This is a genomic window from Streptomyces sp. NPDC046557 (assembly GCF_040645975.1).
Classification (GTDB): Bacteria; Actinomycetota; Actinomycetes; order Streptomycetales; family Streptomycetaceae; genus Streptomyces.
This window is the reverse complement of the sequence record NZ_JBEYZH010000020.1, coordinates 89,592-105,946: the sequence shown is the minus strand read 5'-3', so window position 1 is coordinate 105,946 and position 16,355 is coordinate 89,592. Positions and strand designations below refer to the sequence as shown.

The 16,355-nt window shown below is 68.6% G+C and carries 13 protein-coding genes and 2 pseudogenes; 8 read left to right on the top strand and 7 right to left on the bottom strand.

The features are described 5' to 3' along the window. From ABZ934_RS26365 to ABZ934_RS26345, 5 genes are all read left to right on the top strand, one after another. The coding region (locus tag ABZ934_RS26365) for a serine hydrolase (protein WP_361317796.1) at positions 1–2,727 on the top strand (2,727 nt) is incomplete at its 5' end. 26 nt (positions 2,728–2,753) lie between these two features. Next, positions 2,754–4,028: an MFS transporter gene (locus tag ABZ934_RS26360; RefSeq protein WP_361317793.1), complete on the top strand. Its 1,275-nt coding sequence runs from the start codon at positions 2,754–2,756 to the stop codon at positions 4,026–4,028. A 130-nt stretch (positions 4,029–4,158) separates the two neighbouring features. Next, positions 4,159–5,103, top strand: coding sequence for a TauD/TfdA family dioxygenase (locus tag ABZ934_RS26355; RefSeq protein WP_361317790.1), 945 nt, complete (start codon positions 4,159–4,161; stop codon positions 5,101–5,103). 22 nt (positions 5,104–5,125) lie between these two features. Next, positions 5,126–6,124: a TauD/TfdA family dioxygenase gene (locus ABZ934_RS26350; RefSeq protein WP_361317787.1), complete on the top strand. Its 999-nt coding sequence runs from the start codon at positions 5,126–5,128 to the stop codon at positions 6,122–6,124. 223 nt (positions 6,125–6,347) lie between these two features. Continuing rightward, positions 6,348–6,554: an MbtH family NRPS accessory protein gene (locus ABZ934_RS26345; RefSeq protein WP_361317784.1), complete on the top strand. Its 207-nt coding sequence runs from the start codon at positions 6,348–6,350 to the stop codon at positions 6,552–6,554. A 622-nt stretch (positions 6,555–7,176) separates the two neighbouring features. Here the strand turns inward: ABZ934_RS26345 and ABZ934_RS26340 are convergent. Together ABZ934_RS26340 and ABZ934_RS26335 are read right to left on the bottom strand one after the other, a co-directional pair. Next, a pseudogene (locus tag ABZ934_RS26340) lies at positions 7,177–8,001 on the bottom strand (tyrosine-type recombinase/integrase); the annotation flags it as partial. Between the two features lie 1,004 nt (positions 8,002–9,005). Next, complete coding sequence (locus ABZ934_RS26335) at positions 9,006–9,368, bottom strand: hypothetical protein (protein WP_361317781.1); 363 nt, start codon at positions 9,366–9,368, stop codon at positions 9,006–9,008. Between ABZ934_RS26335 and ABZ934_RS26330 the strand changes: the two genes are divergently transcribed. From ABZ934_RS26330 to ABZ934_RS26320, 3 genes and pseudogenes are all read left to right on the top strand, one after another. After that, positions 9,348–10,511 carry an alpha/beta hydrolase-fold protein gene (locus tag ABZ934_RS26330; RefSeq protein WP_361317779.1) on the top strand — a complete coding sequence of 388 codons (1,164 nt, stop codon included), beginning with the start codon at positions 9,348–9,350 and terminating at the stop codon, positions 10,509–10,511. The genes ABZ934_RS26335 and ABZ934_RS26330 overlap by 21 nt on opposite strands. A gap of 275 nt (positions 10,512–10,786) precedes the next feature. Then, positions 10,787–10,972: pseudogene (locus tag ABZ934_RS26325) on the top strand (N-6 DNA methylase); the annotation flags it as partial. Positions 10,973–11,036: 64 nt separating this feature from the next. After that, positions 11,037–11,213 (top strand): N-6 DNA methylase, encoded by a 177-nt coding sequence (locus ABZ934_RS26320; RefSeq protein ID WP_361317776.1) that lies wholly within the window; start codon positions 11,037–11,039, stop codon positions 11,211–11,213. Positions 11,214–11,301: 88 nt separating this feature from the next. On the opposite strand, the gene ABZ934_RS26315 is transcribed toward ABZ934_RS26320, so the two are convergent. The 5 genes from ABZ934_RS26315 to cysK all read right to left on the bottom strand — a co-directional run bounded on the left by ABZ934_RS26315 (position 11,302) and on the right by cysK (position 16,315). Further along, positions 11,302–12,207 carry a DMT family transporter gene (locus ABZ934_RS26315; protein WP_361317773.1) on the bottom strand — a complete coding sequence of 302 codons (906 nt, stop codon included), beginning with the start codon at positions 12,205–12,207 and terminating at the stop codon, positions 11,302–11,304. Beyond that, positions 12,204–13,136 carry a hypothetical protein gene (locus ABZ934_RS26310; RefSeq protein ID WP_361317771.1) on the bottom strand — a complete coding sequence of 311 codons (933 nt, stop codon included), beginning with the start codon at positions 13,134–13,136 and terminating at the stop codon, positions 12,204–12,206. The genes ABZ934_RS26315 and ABZ934_RS26310 overlap by 4 nt, the downstream gene beginning before the upstream one ends. A gap of 61 nt (positions 13,137–13,197) precedes the next feature. Continuing rightward, on the bottom strand, positions 13,198–13,944 hold the full coding sequence (locus ABZ934_RS26305) for an SDR family oxidoreductase (protein WP_361317768.1): 747 nt from the start codon (positions 13,942–13,944) through the stop codon (positions 13,198–13,200). Positions 13,945–14,024: 80 nt separating this feature from the next. Then, positions 14,025–15,212 (bottom strand): homoserine O-acetyltransferase, encoded by a 1,188-nt coding sequence (locus tag ABZ934_RS26300; RefSeq protein ID WP_361317765.1) that lies wholly within the window; start codon positions 15,210–15,212, stop codon positions 14,025–14,027. A 98-nt stretch (positions 15,213–15,310) separates the two neighbouring features. Continuing rightward, on the bottom strand, positions 15,311–16,315 hold the full coding sequence (gene cysK / locus ABZ934_RS26295) for a cysteine synthase A (protein ID WP_361317763.1): 1,005 nt from the start codon (positions 16,313–16,315) through the stop codon (positions 15,311–15,313). Between the last annotated feature and the right edge of the window lie 40 nt (positions 16,316–16,355).

Sequence of the window (16,355 nt, the reverse complement as noted above, 5' to 3'; positions counted from 1 at the left end):
GAACAGCTCGCCGCGATCTGGCAGAACGTCCTCGGCCTCGACGAACTCAGCGTCGAGGACAGCTTCTTCGACCTCGGCGGCGACTCCATCCGCGCCGTCCAGGTTCTGGCCGCCGGACGGGAGGCCGGGCTGCCGCTGGCGGTGTGGATGATCTACCAGGCGAACAGCCTGGCCGAACTGGCCGAACTGATCGCGGAAGCGGGCGGCGATGAAGAGACCGGCACGTCCGTGGAGCTGATGCCGCGCCAGCTTCGACTGCTGGAACAGGGTGGGGCAGGAGCCCAAAGGGTGCGCCTGGCGCTCGCACTGCAGCCCCAGGCCGAGACGCTGGAGCAGGCACTGCAGGCCTTGGTCTCGCACCACGACGCCCTCCGGCTGCGTGTCTCCGATGACGGCAGCGGTCACGCGTGGATCGCCCCCGCGGAGTCCGCACGACTGCTGAATGTCATCGACCTGAGCACTGTTCCCGTGGCGGAGCGCTCCGCTGTGATGGCCGGTGCGGCGGAGGCCCGGTATCGCGACCTCGACCTGGAGAAGGGGCCGGTTCTCGGTGCCACGCTGTTCCGCTTCGGCAACGGGCAGCCGGACGAGCTCTGGCTGGCGATCAGTGCGGTGGCCGTCGACCACGCATCCTGGCGCATGCTGCTCGATGACCTGAACGCCGCTTACGAGCAGCGGGCGAACCATCTGCCGGTGGTCCTGCCCCAGGGGGCGGTGGCCATGCCGAGCTGGGCCGGGCAGCTGGTGCAGCAGGCGTCCTCCGACGAAGTGATCGATCAGGCCGGTTACTGGCTCAACCTGATGCCCGGTGCCGAACTGCCGCTGGACCATGTCGACGATGAGATCGCGCTCACCCATGCCACGGACAACACCGTCACGGTGGCACTGTCCACCGCGCTGACCGCCGAGCTGCTGGACGGTGGACGCGCGGAGGAGGCACTGCTCGCCACACTCGGACGCACCCTCACCGAGTGGTCGGGCGGCGACAGGGTCCAGATCGACCTCGTCGCCGATCCTCGGACGGATCCGCGGTACGGGGCCGGCATCGGCCGGCTGGCGGGTCCGCTCACGGAGAGCTTCCCGCTGGCCCTCCGGATTCCGAAGGGCAGGAAGCTTTCGTCCCTGGTGCGGGGCGTCGGGCAGCAGCTCCGCGCAATACCTGATCTGGGGGCGGGATACGGACTGCTCCGTTACCTCACCTCGGACGCTCAGCTGGCCACCGAGATGACCGAACTCGCCCCTTCGCCGGTCGCTTTCGCCTTCAGCATGGATGAGCAGCGACCCGCGCAGCAGGAGTGGGCACCCCTGGCCTTCGTCCCCGACCACGTTGCTGTGACGGAGGACCCGACCGCTCCCCGATCGCACCTGCTGGACATCCGCGCGCACGTCTCCGGCGCACAGCTCTACCTGCGCTGGACCCACAGCACGGCGCTGCATGACCCGGCGACCGTCGAACGGCTGGCCCACGACCACCTGAACCTGCTCGCGAATCTGCTCGACGGGGACGACGAGGGGCCCAGCGGGCCGGAGGAACCTGACGGACCGCGCGGCCCGGAGGGTCCTCTGGGCCCGGAGGCTTCCCGTCGGCCGGTGCGGCGGAGCCGCCGGTCCGAGTCGGGACCGTCACGCTCTTCGCTGCTGGAGGTGATGGCGACACACGGCATCCCGGGGGCGCAGCTCGCGGTGATACGTGACGGCGTAGTGACGACGGTCGAGGGATACGGTCACACCGGCTCGCAGCAGCGCGATCCGGTAAACCCGGACACCCTGTTCGCGGCCGGATCGCTGAGCAAGCACGTCACCACCTTCGGAGTCTTGCGCCTCGTCGGCGACGGGCGGCTCGACCTCGACGAGGACATCAACCGCTACCTGACCTCGTGGCGTGTCCCCGGCGACCCGGACGTACCGGTCACGCCCCGGCTGCTGCTGTCGAACCTGGCAGGCCTGGCGCCCTACATGCCGCCCCGTGACTTCCACAGGGGGGAGGCGGTACCGACCGTCCTGGATCTGCTCGACGGTCGCCCGCCGGCCCGCACCCCTGCGGTACGGCGCGAACACCTGCCCGGCGAGGTCTTCCGGCAGAACCCGTACAACTACTGCATCCTGCAACAGGCTCTGGTTGACATGTTCGAACGGCCGTTTTCCGCCGTGATGCAGGATCTGGTGTTCGATCCGCTGGGCATGACGGACAGCAGTTTCGACCCGGTCTTCCCCGCGAGTTCGGGGCGGCCCTTCGCCCATGCTCATGACGCCTCCGGCGAACCGGTCGAGGGGGGTTACCACGTCTATCCGGAGGCAGCAGCCGGCGGCCTGTGGAGCACAGCCGGTGACCTGGGCAAACTCGCCGTTCAACTGAGGCACTGCTACCTCGGCCATTCAGACGCACTCGTGTCCGAACCGCTCGCCCGTCAGATGCTTACTCCCCAGTCAGGTCGTCCCTACGGATGGAGCACGGTCATCGACAACACCGGCGCGGACCTTGAGTTCGGCCACGGCGGACAGGCGTTCGGGTACCAGGCGATGTCCGGACTGCGCATTCACTCGGGTGATGGCGCGGTGGTCCTCACCAACGCCACCACCGGCCGGGAACTGGTTAAGCACCTGATCGCCACGGTGTGGTCCAACCAGGCGAGGCTCGCCACGCTCTGGCAGCGCGCGATCGATGAAGCCGTCGCACGTGAACAACAGGTCAACGGTGCGTCGACGAAGGCGAGTTACGAGTCGTGAGCAAGAATCAGACTCAGGGCCCGGACGTGGTGACGGAAGAGCGCTTCGACTCGCCGGAGGTGGTCGAGGCCGCCGGCGCTCCTTCCGTGCCACTGCGCAAGAACCGAGACTTTACCAAGTTGTGGATTGGCGCAGGCCTCTCCCGCTACGGCGCAACGGTCAGCATGGTGGCCAACCCCATGCTCGTGCTCTGGGATTCGGGCTCGGCCGCCTCGACCGGGATGGTGACCTTCGCGGCCACCCTGCCCAGTCTGCTGGTGCAACTCCCCGCGGGTGCGTTGATCGACCGCTGGGACCGCAAGCGGGCGATGGTGTACTGCGATGTGATCGGCATCCTGGCCGTCCTCGGGGTGGCCTTGGCCGCCTTCCAGGGGTGGATCCTGCTCCCTGTGATCATGGCGTCCGCATTCCTGCAGTCGGCGCTGGGGATCTTCTACCAACTGGCCGAACAAGCGACTGTCCGTAAGGTGGTCACGGCGGAACAACTACCGGCAGCGCTGTCCCAGAACGAGGCACGCGGAGCGGCGATCGGGCTGCTCGCCCAGCCGATGAGTGGACTGCTGTTCGGTCTGGCCCGCTGGCTGCCCTTCGTCTTCACCGCGTTCGCCAACGGGGTCGCACTGGTCTGCCTGCTGCTGATCCGGAAGGATCTCCGGCTGGCGAAACCTCAGGAGAAGAAGTCCCTGCTCCTGGAGATCAAGGAAGGCGCAGTCTGGCTGTGGCGGCGCCGGTTCCTGCGGATCATGGTCGCGCTCTTCGCGAGCACCAACATCGTCTTTCAGGTACTCGGCGTCACCATCATGGTGGTGGTCTACCGTGAGGGTGGCTCTGCCGCGACGCTCGGTACGATCCTCGCCGTTGGAGGCATCGGCGGGGTGGCCGGGGCGCTCGCCGCGAGGCCGTGGCAGCGGCGCTTCGGCCTCTACCCGACGGCGATTATGGGCCTGGCGGCCTGGACGGTCCTGATGCCCGCTGCCGTGATGCTGCGCCACCCGGCGGCCATCGCGGCCACCCTGGCCGGCATCTGGTTCGTCGGGGCGCTGTTCAATGTCGTCGCGTCGGTGTACCAGATGCGCACCACCCCGGACGAGTTGCAGGGCCGGGTGTCGTCCGTCTCGCGCTTCCTCTCCTCCGGCGCCAACGCCGTTGGGGCCCTGCTCGGTGGCTTCCTGCTGGAGGCCGTGGGTACATCCTGGATCGGCCTCGGCATGTCGGTCGGCCTGATCCTGCTCACGGTCTCCGTGGCGAGCAGCCGCGTCGTACGCGCCGAATCCCGTGCGGCGGGCGAAGCGCACTCCTGACGACTCGCTGATCCTGCTCACACCGACGCACCGACACACCACTGAGCGCTGCGTGCCGCGCCATCTCGGCGCGGGCTGCGCCGGCGCGCGTCGGTCTGAGGACCTCAACCTCTTATAGAAGGGAACCGTGATGACGCACGCCGGAGCGGCATGGAAGCCGCTGGAGATAGATCCGGAGAGCACCGGCGCCGACCCCAGCCCGGAGGGGCTCGCGGAGTACCTCTCGTCGGCCAATGGCATGGACGAGGTGCTCGTGCGCGCGAAGGCCGTGGTGTTCCGGGGCTTCGATGTCCCGGAGGACGGCCTCGACTCCGTAATGGACGCCCTGCTCCCAGACCGGCTCGCCTATGTACACGGGAATTCACCGCGCACCAAGGTCGGCAGGAACGTGTACACCTCCACGGAGTACCCGCCCGAGTATGCGATTTCCATGCACAACGAACTCTCCTACGCGCACCGTTGGCCATCACGGCTGCTGTTCTTCTGCGCCCAGGCCGCCGAGACGGGCGGCGCTACGCCGGTGGTGGACGGCGGGCTGTGGCTGAGTTCCCTGAAGGACGAGGTGCGGGAGGCTTTCGCCGGCGGAGTCCGGTACTGCCAGAACCTGCACGGCGGGCGGGGCCTGGGGAAGAGCTGGCAGGCCACTTTCGAGGCCGAGAGCCGGGAAGAGGTTGAGGCCTTCCTCTCGGCGGCCGAGGCGGAATGCGAGTGGCAGCGCGACGGTGGCCTCCGGATAACCCAGATACGGCCGGCCACCACCCGCCATCCGGTCACGGGGCAGGAGGTCTGGTTCAACCAGGCCGACCAGTGGCACCCGGCAGGGCTCGGGGACGAAACCGCCGCCGAACTGGCGAAGGTCCTGCCTGCCGCCGAGCTGCCCCAGTCCGTGACGTTCGCGGACGGAAGCCCCATCCCCGCCGAGTACGTCCATCACATCCGGGACTGCGGGCTGGACACCGCAGTCGACGTGGACTGGCGTCGAGGAGATCTGCTGCTGATCGACAACGTGCTCGTCGGCCACGGGCGGCGACCGTTCACGGGCAGTCGCCGCGTACTCGTGGCGATGTCCAGCTAGTAACGCTGAGAGGAAAGTACGCATGACACCGATGACCCACTTGCCGCAGGCACTGCCGATTGCTGCCGGCCCGCTGCGGCTCAACCTCGACGAAACCGAGCGTTCCGAACTCGGGCTGCTGGCCGATTCCCTGGCCATGGTCGAGCCGAGACTCATAGACGATCTGAAGTGGCTTGAGGAGGCGCGCTCTCTCTCCTGCCGTCTGCCGGTCCGGCTGCGGGAGGTGATACGGCGCTACCGGCACGACCCCGCCGAGGACGGGATTCTCATCCTGGGAAACCTGCCGGTGGACGAGCATCGACTGCCCGACACCCCGACCGTGCCTGAATCCGTGGAGCGGATCGCCGCCGCCCCGTCCTCATTGGCCACTCTGATCGGACTGCAGCTGGGCGAGATCATCGCCTATCGGCAGGAGAAGTCCGGCGCCCTGGTGCAGAACGTGGTTCCGGTGCCCGGGCGGGAGTTCTCGCAGAGCAACGCCGGTTCCGTTCCGCTTGAACTGCATGTGGAGAACGCGTTTCACCCCTACAGGCCCGACTACGTGGGACTGCTGTGCCTCCGCAACGACCACACGAAGACCGCCGGCACGCTGGTTTCCTCGATTCGCAGGGCTCTGCAGCTGCTGTCGGAAGACGACAAGGCGGTGTTGAACCAACCGCGGTTCGTGACCGCGCCGCCACCCTCGTTCCACGCAGGCGACGCGACTCCGGTGCACGCCGTACTCGAGGGCGACCTGGCGGATCCCAACGTGCAGGTGGACTTCAGCGCCACTTCCGCCCTTGACGACGTGGCCAAGCTGGCCATGGAGCGGCTCCGGGACGCCTTCCTGGAGGTCTCTACCTCGCTGGTACTGCAGTCGGGAGAGATGGCGTTCGTCGACAACCGGGTCGCCATCCACGGGCGTACGGCGTTCACTCCCCGCTATGACGGCCGCGACCGCTGGCTGCACCGTACCTTCGTGCACCTGGACAACCGGCGGAGCAGGTCCCACCGGGTGGGCAACGGGGCCGTCCTGGTATGAAGCCGACGAGGGGGCCGGCCGGTGCGGCCCGACCCGTCGCCCTGCAGGGCCGCGTCCGTCCGACTCGGTACCGGTGGCTCGAAGTTGTCATATAGATGCCTTATAGGCAGCGCTTTTAGTTTTTTTGTGGGCTGGCTGGGAGCGTCTGCAGACGAAGACGTGCCCACATCGACCTCTCCCAGCTGTGCCACATTCGGTTGCTTCGACCCCAGAGGGAATGGTTATGGGTGACAACGCGCAGTACACGGTTGTTGTGAACCACGAGGAACAGTATTCGATCTGGTGGGAGGGCCGCGAGATTCCGGCCGGGTGGCGGGCCGTCGGTAAGCAGGGCGCGCGCGAGGAGTGCCTCGAGTACATCGCGGAAATCTGGACCGACATGCGGCCCCTGAGCCTGCGCCAGCGCATGGAGAAGGCCATCGCGAGTTGATTCACCAGCGCCTCGTGCTCGACGGCCCGGCTGCTCCGGAAGCCTGCCGGGGTGCTCGGCCGGGGTCTGATGTGACCGGCTCGCATCGGCGAGACGGGCGCGGCTGCCGGCAGGCAGCGCCTGGAGCCATCGGCTCGAACGTGTCGGGCCTTCGTCGCTCCTTCCTGGCCCTGTCGTTCCACGGCGAGCGCGACAGCCCTTCGTGCCTTGCAGGCATCGATGCCACCTTGCGCGGCCGGCCTTCCCCGGCGGAGGAGATCCTGCGCACGACCTCGCGCTGACCAGTCAGGATGCGCCGCTCCGTGCTGCCGGAGCATCTCGCGCGTGATCGCGTGGTCCGCCCGGCCCGCCAGGGCGGACGATCTTCTTGCCTTTGCCCGTACGACATGGGTGAACATGCACCCCGTAGGGACCTTCATGATGACGCGCAGACGGATTGGGCGGCACGCGGGGGCTCGGCCGCACCCTCCTGACCTGGGGAAACAGGATTCGGTGGTACGGCCCGGCGTGTTCTGGGATGATCTTGTGGGGCCTCGTAATGCGTAGGTCTCGGGCTCGAATCCCGAAGGCGGCTCTGTAGAACCCCCAGGACTCACTCGCCGTGACCTGGGGGTTTTGCTATTTAGCGGATCTTGCGACGGCGACGCGCGCGGGCTACTCGTGTGCTCTCGGTCTCAGTTCTGGTCTCAGACGGCGGATTGGGGCCCGGCATGAACGCCTCGCCCATGCGGCGCATTGCCTCCCGCGAGAGTTCCGATCGGCCTTTGACGTAGCGCCGGGTCTGGCTGATCTGGGTGTGCCGGAGGATCTCCGTGATCGTGGGCATGTCCACGCCCAACTCGTTCAGGAGGGTGCCGGCTGTGTGGCGACTCCCGTCGTGCCGGCGGCGGTCGCTGATCCCGGCTTCTTCAAGCAGTTCCTTGAACTCCTCCCAGTCGGCCCGCGGGTCGAGCGGTCGGCCGTCAGGCCGGGTGAAGGCGGCGCCGCACCCCTCCCACAGTTCTCCGGCCGCCTGCCGCTGCTCGTCCTGCTTCGCCTTGTGCTCCAGCCGGTAGGGCAGGAAGGGCGGCGGGATCGGGACGGGGTTCTGGCTCTTCTTCAGTCTTGGGCCGGGTGAAGGCGAGTCCCCCGCCCTTCCGCTCCGGGCAGGTGCTGACGTGCCGGCGGCAGGTCTTGGGCAGGGCTGCGGGCAGCCGCGCTTGTAGCCCTTGTGGGCCCCGCAGTCGGGCGGCCACGGCTCGAACCGGTGCAGTCGGCCCCCACAGGCGTGTGCGTCCCTGCAACCGTGCTTCCACGTGAGGCGCTTGAGCTGCCAGGCCGGGTGGAACAACCCTTGCTCCAAGCCGACGTAGGGCCAGCGGAGTCCGAGGGCCTCGCCCTGCCGGAAGCCCATACCGACCCCGATGGCCCACCGCATGAACGTCGGGCGCTTGGCAGCAGCCGCCAGGGCCCTCACCATGGCCACGAGCGACCCGCCAAGCAGAAACGGGCCGCCGGATAACCGACGACCCGTCGGACGTGATCACAGGCGCGATCCGCCGGCTCGACATCCTGCCAAACCCCGGCTGACCCGCCGACTCGCCCGTCCCGGGCCGAGCCGGACGTGTTCGGGCCGGCGGCCTCCGACCCGACGGGTCTCACTGTCGTCCGCCGGCTCCGTGACCGGTCCGTCGTCGTCGATCAGGATCTCCGTCATCGTCATCCCGCGTGATCTCCAGCCGCGACAACACTGTCTCCTGCCCGGCAAGCCGCCCGGTCGACTCCTCGATCCGGGAGCGCAGTTCATCGATCTGTTCCCGCGCGGCAGCCTCCCGCCGCTCGATCTCCTCCAGCCACCACGCAGGTCAAAGCTCCCCGGGGAAGAGCCGCACCCGTCTGTGAGTGCTGTGCGCCCTGGTCGCCGAGGGGTTCTCACAGCCCCGGCGAGCCGCACCGCCGGGCGGCTATCCGGGCCACCCTCAGCAAGGGTGGCCCGGCGGCCAGGCCGGTCCGTACCCTGTGCAGCCCGGCTTTCCCGGGCAGCCCCGATAGCCGGGTGTCCGGGCGGCTGGGAGAGCCCGGCCTACGCGGGGCGCGCAGACGCGCATCTTTGGGCCGGGGCCTTGGCCCGGGCACTAGGTGGCGTCGTCTGGGCGGTTCTCCTGCTGCCATCCCGGAGGGGTGGTGCTGTGCTGGGCGCCAGGCATGGGGGGTCGGTCTGAGGGGTGCGCGAAGGCAGCATGCCCTGAGGCACGTGCATGGGCCAGGGATACTGGGCGAACAGCTCGGGAACTCCGTGGGCCCACCAGACGATGGGCAATATCCTTCTCCGGGAGATCTCAAGAGAAGGGAAAATGCGGAACCCCGAAGCGCTTTCGTTCATCATTCGAACGGAAGCAGTCTATCCCCCGACGGGGCAGTCCACCCCCCATGGGGCAGCAACCAGCCGGAGAGCAACCGCACATGTCGTACTCACCCGACGGGCAGTATCAGCCGCCGTACCGGCCGGAAGGACAGTATCCGCAGCAGCCGCAGCCGCCCTACGGTGGACAGCAGCAGGGCCAGCCCCAGCAGGGCCGGCAGCAGTACGGACAGCAGCCCCAGGGCCAGCAGCAGGTCCGCCCGCAGGACCAGACGCAGCCGTACGGCCAGCCGGCCTACGGCCAGCAGCAGGCCCCTCAGCAGTCCTACGGCCAGCAGCAGGCCGGCCGCCCGCCGTACGGGCAGCAGGCCCAGCAGGCCCGCCCGCAGTACGACCAGCCGCGCTACGACCAGCAGGCGTACGACGACCAGGCCACCCTGCACCACCAGCCCGTGTACCAGCGGCGCTCCCACGAGCAGCCCGCTCAGGGGCAGCCCGCGTACGACCGGGCCGAGCCGCAGTACGAGCCTCCGTACGAGCACGAGTACGACCAGGAGCCTCCGCGGCGGAAGTCCAAGACCAAGCGCTGGGTGATCGTGGGTGCCACCGTGGCGGCACTCCTGGGCATCACTTCGCTCGTGATGTACCACTTCGAAATACCGCCTTTCACCGACAAGGGCTCGTCGGTGACCTTCGGCGCGCCTCAGGCCGGCGGGGACGGTGCCAAGCAGGCGGCGACCTCGAAGATGCTGATGCCCACGGGCCCGGCAGCCGAATTCAAGAACGCGAAGACCCTGGACGACGGCACTCATGTCGCCGTCACCACCGTGACCGGCAAGAAGTCCGGCTTCACCGGCAAGGTCTGGGTCTGGGCGCCCAAGGAGTACAGCGACCCGAAGTTCGCCAAGAGCGGCTTCCCCGTCATGATCGCCCTGCCCGGCGGCCCTGGCTATCCCTCCAACTACTGGATGGACCCCGGAATGGGCCTCCAGCCGAGCATCAGCAAGTGGTACAGCGAGGGCAAGAGCAAGCCCTTCATCCTGGCCATGCCCGTGTTGAACCCGGGGCCGGACGACAAGGGCATCTACTGGGACGCGTCCGACATCCCGGGCCAGCCCAAGATGGACACCTGGCTGACCGAGGACGTCCCGGACCTGATGAAGGAGAATTTTCGTACGATCAAATCGCGTGACGGCTGGGCCTTCATGGGCTCCTCCACCGGCGGCTTCGCCAGCCTGAAGGCCGTGCTGAAGTACCCGGACAAGTTCAAGGCCGCGATCGCCTCCGGCCCGGACATCGTCCCGGACTCCCCGCTGTGGAAGGGCCACGACAAGGAGAAGAACGAGAACAACCCCAACCTGCTTTCCAAGGCGCTCATCGACAAGAAGGGCGCGCTGGACGTCTACATCGCCTTCCAGGTCGGTGACAACGAGAGCAACAAGGACACCCTGCCGAACGTGCAGAAATACATCGCCACGTACGGCAACAAGGGGCCGATCCACACCACTCTGAGAATCATCCCGGGCGGCCAGCACAACGCCAAGACCTACGTGCCGAACATGGGCCTGGGCCCGATCGAGTTCATCAGCCAGGTCATGGAAGGCCCGGTCGAATAACCGGACATCCACCCTATCTTTAACCTCGCCGGTCACCCGGCTTGCTGATCCTGGTTTGTCGCTGAGACAGAAGGGCAGCCGTTTCTTCACTTCGAAGCATCGAGCAACGTCGCGTGAGGGACGGCCGCTGGCGGAGAGTCTTGCTCCTGAACAGTCCGCTGACACCGGGCTGCGCATCCTGTCCCGCGTTCGCTTCCAGTTCTACGGACCGCTGGTCGAGGCCGGGAGGTTCGTAGAGGCACACCGGGGGGCGTGACCACGTCGAGGCGCTCCAGGTGTACGGGCAGGAGATCAATCAGCGCACCTGGCAGCTGGCGAAGATGAATGTGGATCTCCATGGGATGGCTTCGAGCGGCATAGGCCATCGATGGGCCGACACCTTCGCGGAGGACCTGCTGCCGGGGCTCACAGCGGACTTCGTGCTGGCGGTCCCGCCCTTCAACATCAGTGATTGGGCGCCCGATGAGTTCGATCCGCGCTGGCGGTACGGGGTCCCACCGTCGGGGAATGCGAACTTTGCCCTGAATGATCGCTTTGCCCGCATGCCTTTTTCGGAGTACCTCGATTCCCGCATGTGTCTGGCTTCTGACGAAGGACAAGTCACCGCAAGGCGTACGGGGTCTGGTCGACCGTCGTGGTGAAGTGCTCTTCATGATGCCGGCGCGATGGGGGCGATGGTCGGCCGCGCAGAACGCGTGTTGACGGATGCGCTCGCCGTGACCTGGGGCTTTTGCTTGTCTTGGGGTGGGACGGTGAAGCCGGCGGGGGGCCGCCGGGGTTCACGGGTGGGTCAGGACGTGCGGGCGCGTTGGGTGACCACGATGCAGGTGAGGACGACGGCGGCCGTGAGGGGGACGGCGGGGGTGATGTGTTCACCGAGCAGGAGGACCGCCCAGACCAGGGTCAGCAGGGGCTGGGCCAGTTGGAGCTGGCTGGCCCGTGCCACGCCGATGAGGCCCATGCCCTTGTACCAGACGACGAAGCCGCCGAACTGTGAGATGGCCGCGATGTAGGCCATGCCGATCAGGGCCTTCGCGGTGAGGTGCACGGGTTCGTGCGGGAGCGCCCAGAGGGACACGGCGATGTTGACGGGGGCGGCGAGCACCACGCCCCAGGCGATGACGCGCCAGCCCGGCATGCCGGCCGCGGAGAGCCGGCCGCCGAAGGCGTAGCCGGCCGCGCAGACCAGCAGGGCGCCGAAGAGGTAGAGGTCCGCGACGGTCGGCCGGCCGTGGTTCTGCGACAGCGTGAAGACGATGACGGTCGCGGCTCCGACTCCGGCCGCGGCCCAGAAGACCTTCGAAGGGCTGCGCCGGGTGATGACGGCGGAGAACACCGCCGTGGCCATCGGCAGCGCACCGATCACGACCGCCGAGTTCGCGGTGGACGAGGTCTGCAGCGCGAGCGTCGTGAGCAGCGGGAAGCCGACCGCGCAGCCGCCCGCGACGACGGCGAGCGCGGGCCAGTCCCGGCGCGCCGGGAGGGGAGCCCGGGTGACGAGGAGTGCGGTGACCGCGATGACGGCGGCCAGGACGCCGCGTACGCCGATGGCGCTCCACGGTCCGAACCCGTCGAGGGCCCACACCGTGCCGGGGAAGCTGAAGGAGAAGCTGAGCACGCCGAGCGCGGCGAACACGGTGCCGCTGGAGACCGCCGGTGCGGTGACGGGGGTGAGGGAACCCTGTTGTGCGGTCATGACTGTCCGTTCTTGCGGTTGTGGGCGATTTCTTCGAGCCGGGCGGAGATGACCTGCGCGAACCGGGTGGCGGAGGGTTCCGAGAACGGCATGCTGAGCGAAGGTTCGCAGAGCTCCAGTTCGAGGACCAGGGGCTGTCCGTCGTCGTCGCGGATGAGGTCGACGCGGCTGTAGAGCAGCGGTTCCCGCAGCTCAAGGTGGGCGGCGGCGGCGTCCAGCGCGGCCGCGGCGACCGCGCGTTCGTCCTCGGCGGCGTCCTGCGCGGTCCGGGCGTCCTGCGTCGGCTCGTCGACCGTGCCGTCCGACCGGAGCAGCGCGCGCTTGCGGATGGCGTGGCTGTAGACGCCGCCGAAGTGGATGAGGTCGGTCTCGCCGTGCCGGTCGATCGAGTCCAGGTAGGGCTGCAGGATGACGTGGGAACCCTGGTCGAGCAGCTTGGCGACGTAGGAGGCGGCTTCGGCCTCCGACGACCGGGAGAAGCGCTGCACGTCGCGGGAGTAGGCGCCGACGGTGGGCTTCACCACGATCTCGCGGGCTTCCGTGTGCCGGTCGAGGAAGGAGCGCAGGGCGGCCTCCGGGTCGGAGCCGGGGGCCACGAAGCCGCTGGGGACGACGGGGACGCCCGCCTCGGCCAGATCGGCGAGGTAGTGCTTGTCGAGGTTCCACCGCACCACCGGGAGCGGGTTGAAGAGGTACGTCACGTCGGTGACGTACTCGCACCACTCCACGAACTCCTTGAGGCTCTCCACATAGCTCCACGGGGAGCGCAGCAGGACGGCGTCGAAGCGGTCCCAGGCGATGTCCGGGTCGCGCCAGGAACATATCTCGGCTCGGATGCCGGCGGCTTGGCAGGCGTCGAGCAGCAGTGGCATGTCGTAGTCGATGACGAGGCTGGTCTCGTCGGTGACCAGGGCCAGATGGTTGCCCATCGGGTGACTCCAATACGGGTGGGGGGAGGAGGGGAGCACGGGGGAAGGGGGGCGGCCGGGGCTACCAGGGGACGGTCCGTCCGCCGTGGGTGTAGGTGCCGCTCGGGCCGTCGGCGTCGAGCAGGGCCATGGCCACGCTGGTCCGGGCGCCGTCCGTGACGTCGAGGTCGCCCGCGCCGTCGTTCATCGCGGTCTTGGTGTAGCCCGGGTGCACGGCGTTCACCTTGACCGGAGTCCCGCGCAGTTCGTAGGCCAGATGCACGGTCCAGGAGTTGACCGCGCTCTTGGAGGCGCTGTAGGCCGGGAGGGACTTGAACATGGGGGTGTACGCGTACGAGTCCGGGTCGCTGTGGGTGGTCAGCGAGCCGAGCAGACTGGACACGTTGACGATGCGCCCGGCCGCGGACCTGCCGATGAGCGGGAGGAAGGCCGTGGTCACCTCGACCACGCCGAAGAGGTTCGTGTCGAAGGTCTCGCGCCACTGCCGCATGGGCTGCTCGGACGGCCGCTTCCCGTACTCCTCGATCCGGACGGCGGCGTTGTTGACGAGGATGTCGAGGCGACCGTGGCGGCGCTCGACCTCCGCGGCGGCGGCCCGGATGGTCGGTGGGTCCGTGACGTCGAGTACGAGGGGTTCGGCGGCGAGGCCATCGGCGCGCAGCTTCTCCGCGGCCTCGCCGATCGCCGCGCGGTCGCGGCCGGCGAGGAGGACGCGGACGCCGGCGGAGGCGAGTTGGCGTGCGGTCTCGAAGCCGATGCCCCGGTTGGCGCCGGTGACGAGGGCGATGCTGGAGGAGGGGTCGGACATGCGGTCTCCAAGGCACGAGAAGGGGAGGGAGGAGGGGCGAGGGAGGAGGGGAAAGGGGAAGGGAGGGGCGGACGGTTCGGCTAGAGCGTGGTCAGGAACTTCGCGACGGGCGCTCCGAAACGGGCGGTGTCGATCAGGAAGGCGTCGTGCCCTTCCGGCGAGTCCATGGCCAGGAACGTGACGTCGGTGCCGCCGGCGGCGAGGCCGTCGGCTATCTGCCGCTGTTGGCGTAGGGGGAAGAGGATGTCGGTCTCCACGCCGATGACCAGCGCCTTCTCCAGACGGATACGGGCCAGGGCCGCCTCGGTGCTGCCACCGCGGGACTCGCCGAGGTCGAACCGGTCCATGCAGCGGCTGAGGCAGAGGTAGCTGTTGGGGTCGAACCGGCGCGCGAAGCGGCGGGCGTGGCGCTCCAGGTAGTCCTCGACCTGGAATTCGTGGCCGAAGGGGTCACGGGGGAGAGGGGCATCTCCGTTCCCGTAGTCCCCGGCGTCCCGGTTGTCCCCGCCGTCCCCGTAGGCCCCGTTGTCCCCGCCGTCCTGCGGGGCGATGCGGGCCCGGCCGAACCGGCTGTCCCATTCGAGGGCGGACCGGTACGTCATCATGCCCAGCTTGCGCGCGGTGAACATGCCGCGCTGCGGGTAGTTCCCGTCGTCGTACCGGCCTTCGTTCCAGTGAGGGTCGCACCGGATGGCCTCGCGTTGCAGGGAACGGATCGCTATCGAGAACGGCAGCGCGCTCGCCGCGCCGCAGATGTTGATGTGACCGCGGGCCAGGCCGGGGTGGCGGTCCAGCAGGGACAGGGAACTCATGCCACCCATGGAGGTGCCGATCACGCAGGCCAACCGGTCGACGCCCAGGGCGCGGACCGCGTGGGCGGCGGCGTCGGCGATGTCCTCCATCGACAGCTCCGGGAAGCCGGGCCCGTACGGCTCACCGGTGGTGGGGTCGGGGGAGGCGGGGCCGGTGGAGCCCTTGCAACTGCCCAGCGAGTTCAGGCAGATCACGTACCAACGATCGGTGTCGACGGGCTTTCCGGGCCCCACCATCGCCTCCCACCAACCGGGGTCGGTGTCCGCCGGGTGGGAGGCCGCGTGGGCGTCGGGTGAGAGGCCGGTGAGGATCAGGACCGCGTTGTCGCGCTCCGGGGTGAGCCGTCCGACGGTCTCGTACGCGATGCGCGCGCCGGCCAGTTCTCCGCCGCGCCGCATGGCGAAGGGGCTGGGGAGGGCGATGAAACGGGCCGCGGGCGGGATGAATTCCCTCATGGATCTGGTTCCTGCCAGGTGATGGTGTGCCGCGTGGTGACGTGTTCCGCGTGGTGGCGGTGGGCCGCGTGGTGATGGATGCCGAGTCGTCCGCCGGGTCAGGCCACGCCGTCGTCGGCCGTCTCCGTTTCTGCCTCCGTGTCCGTCTCCAGGGAGGCGAGCCACTCGTCGTCCGAGCCCTCGACCATCCCCTCCATGAGGAACGTGGACAGGTAGCGCTCGCCGGTGTCCGGGAGCATGGCGAGGAGTACGGAACCGGCCGGCGCGGTCTCCGCGACGCGCAGCGCGGTCGCCAGGGTGGCGCCGGCCGAGATGCCGGTGAAGATGCCTTCCTCGGCGGCGAGCCGGCGCGCGGTGTCGCGCCCTTCCACCTCGTCGATGGTCACCAGGTCGTCGATGACGCTCGCGTCCATCACGCCCGGTACGAAGTTGGGGGCCCAGCCCTGGATCCGATGGACGTTCCACTCCTGTCCGGCGAGGACTGCGGCGTTGTCCGGCTCGGCGGCGACGATCCTGACCTCGGGGCGGGCCGTCTTCAGCATCTGACCGACACCGGTGAGGGTGCCGCTGGTGCCGAAGCCGGTGACGAAGTAGTCGAGCCGCTTGCCCGCGAAGTCGCCGAGGATTTCCGAGGCGGTGGTCTCGCGGTGGTACGCCGGGTTGGCCGGGTTGTCGAACTGGTTGGCCCTGAACCAGCCGTGCTTTTCCGCGAGTTCGTCCGCGATCCGGTTGCCGCCGCTGCTGCCGAGGTGGCCCGGGAAGAGGAGCACCTTGCCGCCGTAGGCGCGGATCAGCTTGCGCCGTTCCGCCGAGTACGTGTCGCCCATCACCGCCACGAACCGGTAGCCGCGGGCCGCGGCCACCATCGCCAGGGCGATCCCGACGTTCCCGGAGGTGCACTCGACGATGGTGTCGCGGGGCTTGAGGAGACCCTTCGCCTCGGCGTCGAGGACGACGGAGAGCGCGAGGCGGTCCTTCACCGATCCGCCGGGGTTGAACGACTCCACCTTCACGTAGACCGTGGTGTGCGCGGGAGCCATGCGGTTCAGTCTGACGATCGGGGTGCGGCCGATGGTGTCGAGGATGCTGTGGTGGAGGGGCATCGGAGAGTCTCCTTGGCAGGCGAGCCGCGGTGCTGTCCGC

What these genes read in the sequence shown, in the direction of transcription:
- ABZ934_RS26320 (WP_361317776.1), top strand. Translation starts at nt 11,037, where the DNA reads ATGATCGCTTTGCCCGCATGCCTTTTTCGGAGTACCTCGATTCCCGCA.
- cysK (WP_361317763.1), bottom strand. Translation starts at nt 16,315, where the DNA reads ATGCCCCTCCACCACAGCATCCTCGACACCATCGGCCGCACCCCGATC.
- ABZ934_RS26315 (WP_361317773.1), bottom strand. Translation starts at nt 12,207, where the DNA reads ATGACCGCACAACAGGGTTCCCTCACCCCCGTCACCGCACCGGCGGTC.
- ABZ934_RS26305 (WP_361317768.1), bottom strand. Translation starts at nt 13,944, where the DNA reads ATGTCCGACCCCTCCTCCAGCATCGCCCTCGTCACCGGCGCCAACCGG.
- ABZ934_RS26310 (WP_361317771.1), bottom strand. Translation starts at nt 13,136, where the DNA reads ATGGGCAACCATCTGGCCCTGGTCACCGACGAGACCAGCCTCGTCATC.
- ABZ934_RS26345 (WP_361317784.1), top strand. Translation starts at nt 6,348, where the DNA reads ATGGGTGACAACGCGCAGTACACGGTTGTTGTGAACCACGAGGAACAG.
- ABZ934_RS26355 (WP_361317790.1), top strand. Translation starts at nt 4,159, where the DNA reads ATGACGCACGCCGGAGCGGCATGGAAGCCGCTGGAGATAGATCCGGAG.
- ABZ934_RS26350 (WP_361317787.1), top strand. Translation starts at nt 5,126, where the DNA reads ATGACACCGATGACCCACTTGCCGCAGGCACTGCCGATTGCTGCCGGC.
- ABZ934_RS26300 (WP_361317765.1), bottom strand. Translation starts at nt 15,212, where the DNA reads ATGAGGGAATTCATCCCGCCCGCGGCCCGTTTCATCGCCCTCCCCAGC.